Raw genomic sequence first — 15451 nt, forward strand, 5'->3', positions numbered from 1 at the left:
TTCCAAATCAAATTTGGAATACCCTTTTTTATTAACCTACAAATGTTTGATACAGTAAGAAAATATTTAAAACGATAATAAGTGCAGCGATTAACCACGCGATAAATGTTGTAATGCGATGGTTGACGAGTGCGCCCATAATCTTCTTATTACTTGTAAACATAATAAGTGGTACTAATGCAAAGGCAATACCGAAAGATAAGACAACTTGACTCATAACGAGAGCGTAAGTTGGATTTACACCTAAAGCGATAATAACGAGAGGCGGAATCATTGTTATAAATCGGCGTAAGTATAACGGAATATGCATTCGAATGAATCCTTGCATAATAATATCACCAGACATCGTACCAACAGAAGAACTAGATAAACCTGCTGATAAAAGTCCAATCCCAAATAATGCAGCCGATACAGGACCGACTAAATTACTGAACTGGTTAAAAGCAACATCAAGGTCTTCAACGTGCAAGCCGTTTTTAAAGAATAGTGCAGCTGCTACAATTAACATACTTGCATTAATTGCTCCAGCGATAACCATTGCAATAATAATATCGATGAATTCGAAGCGGAAAATCTTTTTCTTTTGTTCATCATTTGTTCCGACTACACGGCGCTGCGTTAAGGCCGAATGTAAATATATCGCGTGCGGCATTACTGTCGCACCTAAAATTCCAGCTGCTAAAAGGATGCTATCTACACCTTGGAATTTTGGAGTGAAAAGTCCTGAGAGTAGAGGGCTTAATTCCGGTTTTGCGTAAAAGACTTGGATACCAAAAGCGATAACAACGATAAAAATCATACCTGTTATGATAGCTTCTAATGGACGAAAGCCTCTGCGTTGAAATTCAAGAATAATAAATGATCCAACTGCTGTAATTAAAGCAGCTGGTAACATCGGAATTCCAAATAGTAAGTATAAGCCAAGTGCTGCCCCAATAAATTCAGCTAAATCTGTAGCCATAATAACGAGTTCTCCTTGTATCCATAAACCGATGGAAACTGGTTTGGGGAAGTTCTCGCGAGCTACTTCAGGAAGATTTCTCCCAGTAGCGATTCCTAATTTAGCTGATAAAGTTTGAATTAATACAGCCATTAAATTAGAAGCGAGTATTACCCAAAGCAATAAATACCCATATTGTGATCCAGCTGCGATATTTGTAGCGAAGTTCCCAGGATCAATATAAGCAACTGATGCGATAAAAGCAGGTCCTAAGAATGGTAACAGTCTTTTAAAGCCTTTTGTTTGTCCACTTAACGCTAAATGGGCTGATTGAACTGTTGTACTTTGAGAAGGGACTTGTTCATCTTTTGTTATATCTTTATTCATAGTAGTATTCCCCTTTGAAATCTTAACTTGATTAAAGTTTCACTTTATTTTTACTCATTATTTCAATACATTTAGATATATGATGTGGCAATTTCATTTGAACATAAAAGTTTCCTTAATGCAAATTATATGACTGTGTGCAATGAATGGTGTGACGATGCAAAAATATTTTGGGAGTTTATGGTTGTTGAATAAGGGAGAAGATAATAAATTATAGGGTTGTTTTTGAAATTTATGTGAACATACAGCCTATATTACAGCATATTAATTGATGGAAATGAAATTGTATGATATATAATATATTGGGATTACAACCTAACCGTAGTGTTTTGTTCTGTAATCTTGTTTTTATTTTTGTTAACTTATAGAAAAAATTGTAAATAGAAGAAAATAGGCTAAGTACAATTTAGTATGTATTTTCTTATTATATATGTTTTGATATGAACGTTAACTTATACATGATTTTAAAATTTAGATAGGTGGTAGAAATACATTGGCAACTACAAAACCATATAGAGTATTACTGTATTACATGTACACAACAATTGAAAATCCAGAAGAATTTGCTGAACAGCATTTAGAATTTTGTAAATCACTTGAGTTAAAAGGAAGAATTCTTGTAGCGACAGAAGGAATTAACGGAACTTGTTCTGGAACTGTTGAGCAAACAGAAAAATACGTGGAAGCGATGAATAATGATCCACGTTTTGCTGGAATCGTATTTAAAATTGATGAGGCAGATGAACATGCATTCAAGAAAATGCACGTACGTCCTCGTTCAGAGTTAGTTACACTTCGTCTAGAAGACGACATTAACCCGAAAGAAATTACTGGGAAGTATTTAGAACCAAAAGATTTTTATGAGGCAATGAAACAAGAAGATACAGTTATCATTGATGCACGAAATGATTATGAATTTGATTTAGGACACTTCAAAGGTGCGATTAAACCAGATATTGAATCATTCCGTGAATTACCAGATTGGATTAGAGAAAATAAAGAAACACTTGAGGGTAAAAAGATTTTAACGTACTGTACAGGTGGAATTCGTTGTGAGAAATTCTCAGGTTGGTTAGTTCGTGAAGGTTATGAAGATGTAAGCCAGCTTCATGGCGGAATTGTAACGTACGGAAAAGATCCAGAAGTACAAGGTGAACTTTGGGATGGTCAATGTTACGTATTTGATGAGCGTATCGCTGTACCAGTAAACCAAAAAGAACATGTTATCGTTGGTAAAGATCACTTTACAGGTGAACCTTGTGAGCGCTATGTAAACTGTGCAAACCCTGAATGTAACAAGAAAATTTTATGTTCTGAAGAAAGTGAAGCAAAACATTTACGTGCATGTTCTCATGAATGTCGTGTACACCCACGTAATCGTTATATCGTGCAACACGAATTAACAGAAGAGCAAGTAGCTGCTACATTAGAAAAAATCGAAGCAGGTAAGTAAGCAAAATTAGCTTAATAAAAAAACAGATGGTAGCATCGTGCTGCCATCTGTTTTTTATTTACTTTGTATCTTTTTTCTCTTTAACAGCAGAAAGTACAGTTTGTTTTACCCATGCTTTTCTTCGTTTATGTTGTACACTCCATTGGTATAAACTTTGTATACCTAAAATAAGTGAAATGACTATGCCACTAATCGCTATTAATAGAGCAAAAAATTCAAAAGGCGATGATATTTTGTTTGAATCGGTGTTTCTTAAAAGATCAATCATAGTAAACCCTAACATTTGGCCTACAACAGAGTAGAGCGTTAAAATTAATAATAAGAGGCTATCTTTTTTTGAAGCAACATTTTCTTGATATTTAAATAAACTATCGAGATTTTGTTTCGCGTTCGTGTACAGTACTTCAATGTTAAAAAGTTTTCTTAGACGAAAGAAAATATCTTCACTTTGTGATTGGGATACTAATTCTAAAGAAAAATAATTAGCTGTAAACGAATTTATTGAATAAATTAATTTCTCTATTTCATTTGTATCTTGTTCAATATTTAACTCGGCATAAGCGTTTGCCATCTTTAATAAAACAACTTTATGAAATAAATTTAATAATAAAGCGTAATAAAACTCCCCGTACATTTGACTAGCAAGTTTAGTGACTGCTTGTTCACCTTCATTTGTAATACATGTGAAAATATGTTCTTCCATAATAAAGTAACGGTTAGGAGCCCATCTTTGATAAGAATGTTTTGTTAAATAATCGTGAATATAAGGAACATTATTTGCACTAATATATGGCTTACCATCATCTGATAATCCGGAAAGACTGGAAGCTCGATATACATCGATTATATGAAGGTCTGACTCTTTGTTTATGGATAATAGAGTTTGTACATACATTCGCTGGTCTTCAAAGAAAGGGAATGTTTGAAAGTAAGAACTCCGCAATCTCTTGTTCTCAAAGAAGTCTGTTAAACCATGAAATAAATCACCGAATATAAGTTTTTCTACTTGTGAATATTTTTTGCCATCACATTCAATACAAATAGTCTCAGTCGTATCACTTTTAGTTTCAAGTACACGGAAGCGAGCCGCGAATTCAATCGCTTCTGATAATGTCATGTTAGGAGCGGTTTTTATTTCTGTCCGAATTGTTAAGAACCCAAGCTCATAAGGACAAAGTGTTACATCAATAGAATGTATCTTGAATGGAACGGAAATAAGGTTAGTTGTTAAATGTCCATTTAAATTAAGGTCTTTAGAATAGCGCTGTAATCCTTTTTGATGTTCTGAATGAGGAAAGAGAATTTTATTTGTAAAGGAAAGATAGTATGCTTCCATATTTTGATGTGAAACTTGAAATTTCCCGTAATATGTATTTTCATCTTCAAGATGATCGAGTCGAAAAGGCAGAAAATCATTTTTTTGTAAGAAAGGGAACATATTTTGTTCATATCCAGTTTTAAACGAAAACGGGAATATAAATTGAAATATAGCTGTTGTTACATCTTTTTCCTCGATTGTTTGTATTGCCTCCATTTACATTGTTTCCTTTCCGTATAAGCTATAGAAACAACATGCCCAATTTTTCTTGAAAATAACCTCTCTTGTTCATTAGATTAAGAATGAAAATTCAGCTTATTTAACAAGGGACATGTATAATGTTATGTATACTAAAATTAGTATAATTGTGTTAGAAAAAGGGGGATGTTGTATGCGTATTTTAGTATTAGGAGCTGGGGGCGTTGGTGGATTTTTCGGTGGCCGATTAGTAGAAAAGGGAGAAGATGTTACATTTCTCGTTCGCAGCAAAAGAAAACAGCAATTAGAAGAAAAAGGCCTTGTTATTCGTAGTGTTAATGGAGATTTTTCATTTCAACCGAAATTGGTAACGAAAGAAGATAGAACGACTCCATTTGATGTGATTTTATTTTCAACAAAAGCGTATCATTTACACGAGGCGACCATAGATTTAAAGCCGTTTGTAGGTAAAAATACTGTAATAATCCCATTGTTAAATGGTATCGCTCATTTATCACTATTACAAAAGGAATTCGGTGAAGAGAAAGTAATTGGCGGTCTATGCTTTATCGAGACGACATTAAACGATCAGGGAGAAATTGTACAAACGAGTGCTGCCAACAGACTTGTATTTGGAGAAATTAAGTCTCAAGATTCAGAGAGAATCAATCATATTTCCAAAGCATTTGCAGGTACGAAATCTAGTTTTGTTTTGAGTGAAAATATTACGCAAGATATGTGGCATAAATATTTATTTATTACTGTAATGTCAGGTGTGACAACATTAATGCGTGCACCAATAGGACCGATTCGTGAGAGCGAAGGTGGACGTGATTTTATCCGAAACTTATTTGAGGAATCTGTGCAAATTATGAGGGCATTGGGGGCTCCGGTTAAAGATAATATTATTGAGGACCATATGAAAACGATTGATAAAATTTCTTATGATATGAAGTCATCTATGCAGCGTGATATGGAAAAAGGCTCGCTCATCGAAGGGGAACATTTACAAGGATACTTACTGGATGTAGCAGAACAATTTTCTATAGAAGCACCTTCATTAGGTGCTGTATATCAAAATTTGAAAGTGTATGAGGAAACGCCCTTTAATAAATCCATAATATAATTAGATGTATGAAATAATAAAAAAGATAGCAATATATAAGTGTATTGCTATCTTTTTTATTTGAGTATGACAAATTATTTGTTTCTTTTAATTCTTTCTGTCAAATTTATTTCCTGTTCGCGTTTACCATATAACTGATTAATTTCATTTGCTACTGCATCTAAATATGAGTCAGAAAAAAGCGGTTTCTTCTTTTTAGACATACGGGTCTCCTTTAAGGTTTTTTTAGTATTCATTATGTATATTTATCGGCGGATTATGCGCAATCATTTAAAATTTTTTATTTTTAAAAATTTTTGTTTACATTTTAAAAATAAAGGAGTATTATAATCCACAGTTTCAATTTTCTAAACCGCTGAAGCCGCATGGTGCGGGGGACCCGTTCTTCTGGATTAGTACTTAATCCAATGGGGTGAATCCTTGAAAAAGGTAGGGCTACTCATAGGCCCGAATCCGACAGCTAACCTCGTAAGCGTTATATTGAGAAGGAAGGTGGAGCTTGTGCGACAAAAAAAATAATGTCTACAAGTCTATTTCGTTATGGCTTGTAGACATTTTTTGTTTTCTGAAGAAATAGTTTATCCGCTGTAACTAGCAGAAAAGTTCGTACAAAATTATTGGAGAGTGGACAGCAGTGGTTTCATCTATCAAAAGGTTTTTAATTGGAAGGCCGTTAAAATCAACTGAGTTAGGAGAGCAAAAGCTTAATAAAACGAAGGCGCTAGCAATTTTATCTTCTGACGCATTGTCATCGGTTGCATACGGACCAGAGCAAATTTTAATTGCTTTAGCAGGTCTTGGAGCAGTAGCTTATTGGTATTCCATTCCGATTGCTATTGGGGTATTAGTATTATTGACAGCTCTTATTTTATCTTATCGACAAATTATTTTTGCTTACCCTCATGGCGGCGGAGCATATGTTGTATCAAAAGAGAATTTAGGGATGAATCCAGGTTTAATAGCAGGAGGATCTTTATTAGTTGATTACATTTTAACGGTTGCAGTAAGTGTATCTGCAGGTACAGATGCGCTCACATCAGCTTTCCCTAGCTTACATGCACATAATGTAATCATTGCGATTATATTTGTTATATTGATTACTATTTTAAATTTAAGAGGGGTAACGGAATCAGCTTCTGTTTTAGCATATCCTGTTTATTTATTTGTTTTAGCACTATTTATATTAATTGGTGTAGGGATATACAATATTTTAACGGGACACGTTTCGCAGGCCTTACACACGCCAATTGGAACACCAGTTGCAGGAATTAGTTTGTTCTTACTGTTACGAGCATTTGCTTCAGGAAGCTCTGCTTTAACGGGTGTTGAGGCGATATCTAACGCAATTCCAAACTTTAAAGATCCTGCACCTAACAATGCAGCGAAAACATTGCTTGCAATGGGTGCATTACTTGCAGTTTTATTTTCAGGAATTGTCTTTTTAGCTTATTATTACGGAATTAATCCAAGTAAGGAAGTAACAGTTGTTTCACAAATTGCTGAACAAACATTTGGACGTAATTTCATGTACTATTTCATTCAAGGTACAACAGCTTTAATATTAATTCTTGCTGCTAACACAGGTTATTCTGCATTTCCGCTATTAGCAGTTAACCTTGCAAAAGATAAGTTTATACCGAGAATGTTTACGATTAGAGGAGACCGCCTAGGTTATTCAAACGGTATTATTATACTTGGGATTTCTTCGATTATTTTAATTGTAGCTTTTCAGGGGAAAACAGAACACTTGATTCCGCTATATGCAGTAGGGGTATTTATTCCGTTTACACTTTCTCAAACTGGAATGGTACTAAAATGGCTTCGTGAAAAGCCTGAAGGATGGGCTTTAAGATTAACGGTCAATTTAATTGGTGCAGTCATTAGTTTTATCGTAATGAGTATGTTCTTTTTAACTAAATTCGCACAAGTTTGGTCGATCCTTATTTTCTTACCTGCCATTATCTTCTTGTTCCATCGAATAAAGAAGCATTATGATGCAGTGGGGGATCAATTAAGTTTAAAAACTTGTGAACCACTTGTTCCGATTGAAGGGAATGTAATTGTCGTTCCTGTAGCAGGTATGACTCATGTAGTAGAAAATTCACTGAACTATGCTAAAGCTCTTTCTGCAGATCAAGTTATCGCTGTGTATGTTGCTTTTGACAGAGAAGAGGAAAAGAAATTTGAAGAGAAATGGGAGAAGTGGCAACCTGAAGTAAGGCTTGTTACATTACATTCTCATTATAGAAGTATTATTCAGCCGCTAACAAAATTTATTGATACAGTACAATATAAGGCGAGTGAATCAAATTACCGAGTTACGGTCGTTATACCACAGTTTATTCCGAAAAAAGGTTGGCATAACATTCTTCATAATCAGTCTAGTTTACTCATTCGTGCGTATTTACTCTATAAAAGAAATGTTGTTATTACGACAGTACCGTATCATTTGAAAAAGTAAGGGGATTTTTTAAGGATAACTTCACGAAAGTGAAGTTATCCTTTTTGTGTATATGCTATGCATAATTGCATATGGATTTAAAAAATATATTAGTATAATTTTAATGGTTATGAATATGTAGTGTTTCCTGTTGTGGTATATAGATAGTTTAATCGAGAAAGTGAATTGAATTTTATTTTGGGATAAGGACATGAGAGCTTGAAAATAAAGGGAATTAAAATACTTCTTTACGTTATATAAATAGCTGTGTTTAAATGACCTTACAGTACAAAACTTACATGAAAACAAAACGAAATTTCATACTTTCACACGTTAATTAGTTTAAAATGAATAATATTTTCATGTAATATATTCACTGTGTGAATGTGGAAATCGCAATAAAATAGAAAATTTATACAGTTTTATTCATACTAAGCACATATGAAAAGTTATGAAGTGTTTTATAACAATAAGTAAGTACTGTAGAAATAAAGTTTGAGAGAGGTGGTTCGTACATGACTCACGGTGAGAACGTTCTCTATTTTTAACCATCTCAAATCATTTGCAAGAAAATAGAATACTAAAATGCGATAGTAATAGTTGCTAATACATAGGAGGAGTTAAAGTGAAAAAGACTTTAATTACAGGGTTATTGGTTACAGCAGTATCTACGAGTTGCTTCGTTCCTGTAAGCGCTTACGCTAAGGAGGGGCAAACAGAAGTGAAAACAGTATATGCGCAAAATGTAATTGCTCCAAATACATTATCCAATTCAATTAGAATGTTAGGATCACAGTCACCGCTTATACAAGCATACGGATTAGTTATTTTGCAACAGCCAGACATTAAGGTAAACGCTATGAGTAGTTTAACGAATCATCAAAAATTTGCAAAAACGAATGTACGAGAGTGGATTGATGAATATAATCCGAAGCTAATCGACTTAAATCAAGAGATGATGAGATACAGCACTAGATTTAATAGCTATTATAGTAAGCTCTATGAACTAGCAGGAAAAGTAAATGAAGATGAACAGGCAAAAGCAGATTTTACAAACGCATATGGAAAATTACAATTGCAGGTCCAAAGCATTCAAGAGAGTATGGAGCAAGATTTATTAGAGTTAAATCGATTTAAAACGGTATTAGACAAAGATAGTAATAACTTATCAATTAAAGCTGATGAAGCAATAAAAACACTGCAAGGATCAAGTGGAGATATTGTGAAATTAAGAGAAGACATAAAAAGAATTCAAGAGGAAATTCAAGCTGAACTAACTACTATTTTGAATAGACCACAAGAAATTATTAAAGGTTCTATTAATATCGGTAAACAAGTATTTACAATCACAAATCAAACTGCACAAACGAAAACAATCGATTTTGTTTCTATCGGTACGTTAAGTAATGAAATTGTAAATGCAGCAGATAGTCAAACGAGGGAAGCAGCTCTTCGTATTCAACAAAAGCAAAAAGAGTTATTACCGCTTATTCAGAAGTTATCACAAACTGAATTAGAGGCAACACAAATTACATTCGTTGAAGATCAAGTAAGCAGCTTTACAGAACTAATTGATCGCCAAATTACAACTTTAGAAACGTTATTAACGGATTGGAAAGTTTTAAATAATAATATGATCCAAATACAAACAAATATTGAAGAAGGCACGTATACAGACAGTAGTTTACTTCAAAAACATTTCAATCAACTTAAAAAAGTAAGTGATGAAATGCATAAGCAAACAAATCAATTTGAAGATTACGTTACAAACGTTGAAGTACATTAAACAGAAAAATAATTAGCGATATAGGGAGAGAAGAAAAATGACAAAAAAACCATATAAAGTAATGGCTCTATCAGCACTTATGGCAGTATTTGCAGCAGGGAATATTATGCCGGCCCATACGTATGCAGCTGAAAGTACAGTGAAACAAGCTCCAGTTCATGCTGTAGCAAAAGCTTATAATGACTACGAAGAATATTCATTAGGACCAGAAGGCCTGAAAGATGCAATGGAAAGAACAGGTTCAAACGCTTTAGTAATGGATCTGTACGCTTTAACAATTATTAAACAAGGTAATGTTAACTTTGGTAATGTATCGTCTGTTGATGCGGCTTTAAAAGGGAAAGTGATTCAGCACCAGGATACAGCTAGAGGAAATGCGAAGCAATGGTTAGATGTATTAAAACCACAGCTTATTTCAACGAATCAAAATATTATTAATTACAATACGAAATTCCAAAACTATTATGATACTTTAGTCGCTGCGGTTGATGCAAAGGATAAAGCGACTCTTACGAAAGGTTTAACTAGATTATCAAGTAGTATTAATGAAAATAAAGCGCAAGTAGATCAGTTAGTAGAAGACTTGAAAAAATTCCGAAACAAAATGACGTCCGATACGCAAAACTTCAAAGGTGATGCAAATCAAATTACATCTATATTAGCTAGTCAAGATGCAGGAATCCCGCTTCTGCAAAATCAAATTACAACGTACAATGAAGCGATTAGTAAATATAATGCAATTATTATCGGTTCATCAGTTGCGACAGCTCTAGGGCCAATTGCAATTATCGGTGGTGCAGTAGTTATTGCTACAGGTGCAGGAACGCCGCTAGGAGTCGCGTTAATTGCAGGTGGTGCAGCAGCTGTAGGTGGTGGAACAGCTGGAATCGTATTAGCGAAGAAAGAGCTTGATAATGCACAGGCAGAAATTCAAAAGATAACAGGACAAGTTACAACTGCCCAATTAGAAGTGGCAGGACTAACGAACATTAAAACACAAACTGAGTATTTAACAAACACAATTGATACAGCAATTACAGCGTTGCAAAATATTTCAAACCAATGGTATACAATGGGATCGAAATATAATTCATTACTTCAAAATGTAGACTCTATTAGTCCAAACGACCTTGTTTTCATTAAGGAAGACTTGAATATAGCTAAAGATAGCTGGAAAAACATTAAAGACTATGCAGAAAAGATTTATGCTGAAGATATTAAAGTAGTAGATACGAAAAAAGCATAATTGAATAAGAATCGTAAGAGCGTTAAGTATTAATGAATGAGTTGAAGCTCCTGTTCAGTTGTGAGCAGGAGCTTTTGATATCCTTATAAAGAGAATAGGTGAAAAGTATGGAGAAAAGATTTTATAAGAAATGCCTTTTAACGATAATGATTGCTGGAGTGGCAACGAGTAATGTGCTTCCTTTACATCCTTTTGCAGCGGAACAAAACGTAAAAACATTGCAAGAGAGTGCAAAAAATTATTCTCTCGGACCAGCAGGATTCCAAGATGTAATGGCGCAAACGACATCAAGTATATTTGCGATGGATTCATATGCAAAATTAATTCAAAATCAACAAGAGACTGATTTGAGTAAAATAAGTTCAATTAATGGTAATTTAAGAGGGAATATGATTCAGCATCAAAAAGATGCAAAAATTAATGCGGCATATTGGTTAAATAATATGAAGCCTCAAATTATGAAAACGGATCAAAATATTATTGATTACAACAATACTTTTCAAGCGTACTATAGTGACGTGCTATTAGCGATTGATCAAAAAGATAGCGTAAAGTTAAAAGCGGATTTAGAAAAGTTGTATGCGGACATTTTAAAGAATCAAAATGAGGTAGATGTATTATTAGGGAATTTGAAAGCTTTTCGCGATAGAATGGCGAAAGACACAAATAGTTTTAAAGAGGATACAAATCAATTAACAGCGATTTTGGCAAGTACGAATGCTGGTATTCCAGCTCTAGAGCAACAAATAAATACATATAACGATTCGATCAAAAAGAGTAACGATATGGTGATTGCTGGTGGTGTACTTTGCGTAGCGCTAATAACATGTCTTGCTGGCGGACCGATGATTGCGATTGCGAAAAAAGATATTGCAAATGCAGAACGAGAAATAGCCAGTTTAAAGAATAGAATTTCAGGAGCACAAGCAGAAGTGGCAATTTTGACAGATGTGAAAAATAAAACGACTAATATGACAGAAACAATTGATGCAGCAATTACAGCACTGCAAAACATATCAAATCAGTGGTATACGGTAGGTGCGAAATATAATAATTTACTACAAAACGTAAAAGGAATCAGCCCTGAAGAATTTACCTTTATAAAAGAAGATTTAAATACAGCGAAGGATAGCTGGAAGGATGTAAAAGATTATACAGAAAAATTACATGAGGGTGTGACGAAATAAACAGTGGACTAGTTCCGCTGTTTATTTTTTTATCCCGTTTTTTGTGAGAGCCGAGCTTGTAATTTTACCCATAAGTTTGCCGTGTGTTTTATCAATGTAACTTTAGGATAATGTTTGGTCAAATTGATACTAATAACCTCGATAAACTCCTGATCACGCTTTTTATATTTAATATTTTAAGTAAAAAAGCTATACTATAGGCAAAACTAAAAATTGGAAAGGAAATACTAGAACATGGAAAATTATTTGTTATTTATCCTTACAGCAATCCTAATCATAATAATGCCTGGTCCCGGTTTTGCCTTAGTTACAAAAAACACTATCTCGCATGGTAAAAATGGTGGGATAAAGACCGTCTTAGGAACGGTATCTGGAATGATGATTCATACAATAATGGCTACACTAGGACTTTCTGCTATCCTAATGAAATTTGCTATGCTATTTACATTAATAAAATATGCTGGGGCTTTTTATTTAATTTACTTAGCTGTAAAGTCAATTAAAAGTGCCTTTTCTAAAAAAGAAGATATGTCAGGTTCAGTGGGAATGAACTCTAAGGATATTGGAACGATTAAAAGTTTTAGACAAGGATTTACCACGGCAATCTTAAATCCAAAAACTGCTGTATTTTTCCTTAGTTTTCTACCCCAATTTATTGTGAACAATCAAAGTCATCTCTTCCAATTTCTTTTGTTAGGACTCACATTTACGACTTTGACAGCAATATGGTATTTACTTTATATCTCACTAATACGTCAATTAAGAACTTTTTTAAGAAAAGAAAAAGTGAACCGTACAATAGAAGGTATTACTGGCGCAGTATTGTTAGTATTTGGAGTTAGGTTATTTTTCCAAAAATAAATATGTATATGAAAAGAGAAATAATCAATGGTGGTTATTTCTCTTATTCACTTATTCTAAAACTATCATTATAGATTTCTAGAGGTGAGATGATTTTTTGTTGGGTATTTATGTTACTATCACTGTAAAAATTGTGAAGAAATGTACTTAAACTAACGGGGCAGGATAGTTGAATAAGAATAAAAATATTTTTATAAGTTAAATTTATTGAATATCATAAAATATAACACATCAAGGTGGATGGAGAGCTACTATCGAAGGAGTGAGAACATCTGCTTCTGTAAGAGGAAAGGGTGTAGGTACTGAACTTATAAAATGGGCAATTCAACGTGCAGAAGAACGTGGTTGTCATTTGGTACAACTGACAACTGATAAAAAAGACCAGATGCGTTAAGGTTTTATGAACGGTTAGGTTTTAAAGCAACGCACGAAGGTTTAAAGCTAAAGATTTAAAATAATCATAATCAATCTTTTTTATAAAAAACAGTTATTAAAAATAAAAGAAAGCTGTCATTTTGATCAATCTTTATTCAAAACGACAGCTTTTTATATACAGTAAAATCAAGGGTTTCGAGTAATTTATAATCAAACTTTTTTCTAAACCAACACTCGATGGCGATGTGGTGTTACCTCAAATATAATTATTTTATTTGAAGGTCTCATTTTAATTTTTTCAAATCTTTTCATAGGTTGATATACAAAGACGTGTAGTGATAAGCCTATAACTGCAGTAATGTTTAAAATAATACTTATAAGCATTAAAGACCATTCTATAGCTGGAGAAAAGTATCCGTTCGTACTTAATGTAGAAGAACTTACATCTAGTATTAAAATAACTATTAGTAAAGGTAAGTTTTTAACCAATTTGAATCCCCTCTTTAAGTGTAATATCTTTATATTATTATATTGAAAAATAAATTATATAATTAATTATAAGATAGTTATCTATGAGAATTTAACTTATTTTTTCGTTTTGGGGTGTTAAAAAATTCTTAAGTTGATGGGCATGGGATAGCACAACATGCCTATGAACTTAAGAACAGAAACTTACGCTTGAACATAATATCAAATTTAGATGAGCAAAGCTATTTCAAGTGAATAGAATCCACTCTTTAAGAATACATACAATATATACATACAAGCTTAGCCTGATCACTACATCATTAGTGAAAGTAGGATTCTATAGATTTTGGAGGAAGAGATATGAAAAAAAAGGTTCTCCTGTTTACAGATTTGGGGATTGATGATGCGTTTGCTATACTGTACACCTTTTTTCGTAAAGACATTCAACTTGTAGGAATTGTAGCCGATTATGGAAATGTATCCAGAGAAAATGTAATAAGAAATATTAACTATTTGAAGTACATTGCGGGAAAAGAAGAGATACCTGTATTCCTTGGTGCTTCTGTACCGCTGACAGGTATATTGATTCAGTATTTCCCTGAGGTACATGGAAAAGTCGGATTAGGACCTATCATTCCCCCTGAAATTTCATATCCAGTGTATCCTTTAAATGATATTTATCAAATTATAGAATCAAATTTAGAAGATCTTACAATTATCAATTTAGGAAGACTTTCTTCGCTAGCTACGACTTTTGTGTTGAATTTAGAAACAATGCGAAACGTAAGAGAATGTATTTGCATGGGGGGAGCTTTTTTCTATCCAGGTAACGTAACTGCTGTGGCTGAAGCTAACTTTTACTCAGACCCTTATGCAGCAAACTTAATTCTGCAGCATGCAAAGAACTTGACAATTATTCCTTTAAATGTGACTCAACATGCGATTGTTACACCCGAAATGGTCCAGCAAATCGATGCATTTCATCGGAATACACAGGATCTTGCAGGACTCATCATCAAACCTATGTTAGACTATTATTATAAATTCTACTCTAAGTCTAATCCTGGTATAAGTGGAAGCCCTATGCATGATTTTGTAACAGTGTGGTATTTGCTGAATCAAGAGGCTGTTGGCCTTTCAAGAGTACCCATTAAAGTAATTCCTGATCAAGGAGAAGGATTTGGTCAAAGTATTGCAGACTTTCGTTTTGCTACTAATCCAGGCTATAAAACGCATAATGTAGCTTTTCAGCTTGATTATAAAAGATTCAAGAAGGATATTATGGAAACGTTTTTAAAGAAGAGAGTGTAACAGACTTTATTAACTTCAGATAATAGGGATTATGTGAATGAAATGCCACTTCACTTAACGTACAGGAATTCGACTTTTTTAGGTTAAAATTCGCTTAGCATATAAAACTTCCAAAATGTTGGCTGTATCCCATCACTATCAAGCTAACAAAACAAAATCCCCCTAAAATGAAAAAATCCGCTGACTTCTCAAAGTAATTAACTGTAGTGAAAGAAAATTTTTATTTTGGGGGTACATTAAAACTTTAGCTTGACGGGCAGGGGGTCTCGTCACATAGCTTATCAAGCTAAGAAATTAGTTGTTCTCCAAAACGAAAAAATTAACTAAATCCCCATAAATAACTATAGGAAGATAA

General features: G+C 33.5%; 12 protein-coding genes, 1 pseudogene and 1 riboswitch. Of the genes and pseudogenes, 9 read left to right on the top strand and 4 right to left on the bottom strand.

Annotated elements, in window-relative coordinates; translation table 11 throughout:
* Positions 1-31: 31 nt before the first annotated feature.
* Positions 32-1327, bottom strand: coding sequence for an Nramp family divalent metal transporter (locus tag JFU54_RS25295; RefSeq protein WP_001030684.1), 1296 nt, complete (start codon positions 1325-1327; stop codon positions 32-34).
* 493 nt (positions 1328-1820) lie between these two features.
* On the opposite strand from JFU54_RS25295, the gene trhO reads away from it, so the two are divergent.
* Positions 1821-2780: an oxygen-dependent tRNA uridine(34) hydroxylase TrhO gene (gene trhO, locus JFU54_RS25300; protein WP_002086277.1), complete on the top strand. Its 960-nt coding sequence runs from the start codon at positions 1821-1823 to the stop codon at positions 2778-2780.
* Positions 2781-2838: 58 nt separating this feature from the next.
* Here the strand turns inward: trhO and JFU54_RS25305 are convergent, their stop codons facing one another.
* Positions 2839-4314 (bottom strand): hypothetical protein, encoded by a 1476-nt coding sequence (locus JFU54_RS25305; RefSeq protein WP_201066828.1) that lies wholly within the window; start codon positions 4312-4314, stop codon positions 2839-2841.
* 175 nt (positions 4315-4489) lie between these two features.
* Between JFU54_RS25305 and panE the strand changes: the two genes are divergently transcribed.
* Positions 4490-5422 (top strand): 2-dehydropantoate 2-reductase, encoded by a 933-nt coding sequence (gene panE, locus JFU54_RS25310; RefSeq protein ID WP_201066830.1) that lies wholly within the window; start codon positions 4490-4492, stop codon positions 5420-5422.
* Positions 5423-5496: 74 nt separating this feature from the next.
* Here the strand turns inward: panE and JFU54_RS30110 are convergent, their stop codons facing one another.
* Positions 5497-5625 carry a hypothetical protein gene (locus tag JFU54_RS30110; protein WP_000038255.1) on the bottom strand — a complete coding sequence of 43 codons (129 nt, stop codon included), beginning with the start codon at positions 5623-5625 and terminating at the stop codon, positions 5497-5499.
* A gap of 140 nt (positions 5626-5765) precedes the next feature.
* Positions 5766-5912: riboswitch (cyclic di-AMP (ydaO/yuaA leader) on the top strand.
* Between the two features lie 144 nt (positions 5913-6056).
* On the opposite strand from JFU54_RS30110, the gene JFU54_RS25315 reads away from it, so the two are divergent.
* The 6 genes and pseudogenes from JFU54_RS25315 to JFU54_RS25340 form a co-directional block, all read left to right on the top strand.
* Positions 6057-7883 carry an APC family permease gene (locus tag JFU54_RS25315; protein ID WP_201066832.1) on the top strand — a complete coding sequence of 609 codons (1827 nt, stop codon included), beginning with the start codon at positions 6057-6059 and terminating at the stop codon, positions 7881-7883.
* Between the two features lie 604 nt (positions 7884-8487).
* Positions 8488-9648, top strand: a complete 1161-nt coding sequence (gene nheA / locus JFU54_RS25320; RefSeq protein ID WP_201066840.1) for a non-hemolytic enterotoxin NHE subunit A — start codon at positions 8488-8490, stop codon at positions 9646-9648.
* Positions 9649-9685: 37 nt separating this feature from the next.
* A complete protein-coding gene (gene nheB / locus JFU54_RS25325) occupies positions 9686-10894 on the top strand; it encodes a non-hemolytic enterotoxin NHE subunit B (protein ID WP_000162968.1) in 1209 nt (402 codons plus the stop codon).
* Between the two features lie 107 nt (positions 10895-11001).
* Positions 11002-12081: a non-hemolytic enterotoxin subunit C gene (gene nheC / locus JFU54_RS25330; RefSeq protein WP_201066841.1), complete on the top strand. Its 1080-nt coding sequence runs from the start codon at positions 11002-11004 to the stop codon at positions 12079-12081.
* A 234-nt stretch (positions 12082-12315) separates the two neighbouring features.
* Complete coding sequence (locus JFU54_RS25335) at positions 12316-12942, top strand: LysE family translocator (RefSeq protein ID WP_002031156.1); 627 nt, start codon at positions 12316-12318, stop codon at positions 12940-12942.
* Positions 12943-13165: 223 nt separating this feature from the next.
* Positions 13166-13395: pseudogene (locus JFU54_RS25340) on the top strand (GNAT family N-acetyltransferase); the annotation flags it as partial.
* A gap of 144 nt (positions 13396-13539) precedes the next feature.
* Here the strand turns inward: JFU54_RS25340 and JFU54_RS25345 are convergent.
* Positions 13540-13806 carry a hypothetical protein gene (locus JFU54_RS25345; RefSeq protein ID WP_201066843.1) on the bottom strand — a complete coding sequence of 89 codons (267 nt, stop codon included), beginning with the start codon at positions 13804-13806 and terminating at the stop codon, positions 13540-13542.
* 339 nt (positions 13807-14145) lie between these two features.
* On the opposite strand from JFU54_RS25345, the gene JFU54_RS25350 reads away from it, so the two are divergent.
* Positions 14146-15096, top strand: coding sequence for a nucleoside hydrolase (locus JFU54_RS25350; RefSeq protein ID WP_002189206.1), 951 nt, complete (start codon positions 14146-14148; stop codon positions 15094-15096).
* The last annotated feature ends 355 nt before the right edge of the window (positions 15097-15451 follow it).

This window comes from Bacillus sp. TH19 (genome assembly GCF_016651075.1).
Lineage (GTDB): Bacteria > Bacillota > Bacilli > Bacillales > Bacillaceae_G > Bacillus_A > Bacillus_A mycoides.

Coding starts and splice junctions, on each gene's coding strand:
- JFU54_RS25295 (WP_001030684.1), bottom strand. CDS start 1,327: ATGAATAAAGATATAACAAAAGATGAACAAGTCCCTTCTCAAAGTACA.
- JFU54_RS25305 (WP_201066828.1), bottom strand. CDS start 4,314: ATGGAGGCAATACAAACAATCGAGGAAAAAGATGTAACAACAGCTATA.
- panE (WP_201066830.1), top strand. CDS start 4,490: ATGCGTATTTTAGTATTAGGAGCTGGGGGCGTTGGTGGATTTTTCGGT.
- JFU54_RS30110 (WP_000038255.1), bottom strand. CDS start 5,625: ATGTCTAAAAAGAAGAAACCGCTTTTTTCTGACTCATATTTAGATGCA.
- nheB (WP_000162968.1), top strand. CDS start 9,686: ATGACAAAAAAACCATATAAAGTAATGGCTCTATCAGCACTTATGGCA.
- nheC (WP_201066841.1), top strand. CDS start 11,002: ATGGAGAAAAGATTTTATAAGAAATGCCTTTTAACGATAATGATTGCT.
- JFU54_RS25335 (WP_002031156.1), top strand. CDS start 12,316: ATGGAAAATTATTTGTTATTTATCCTTACAGCAATCCTAATCATAATA.
- JFU54_RS25350 (WP_002189206.1), top strand. CDS start 14,146: ATGAAAAAAAAGGTTCTCCTGTTTACAGATTTGGGGATTGATGATGCG.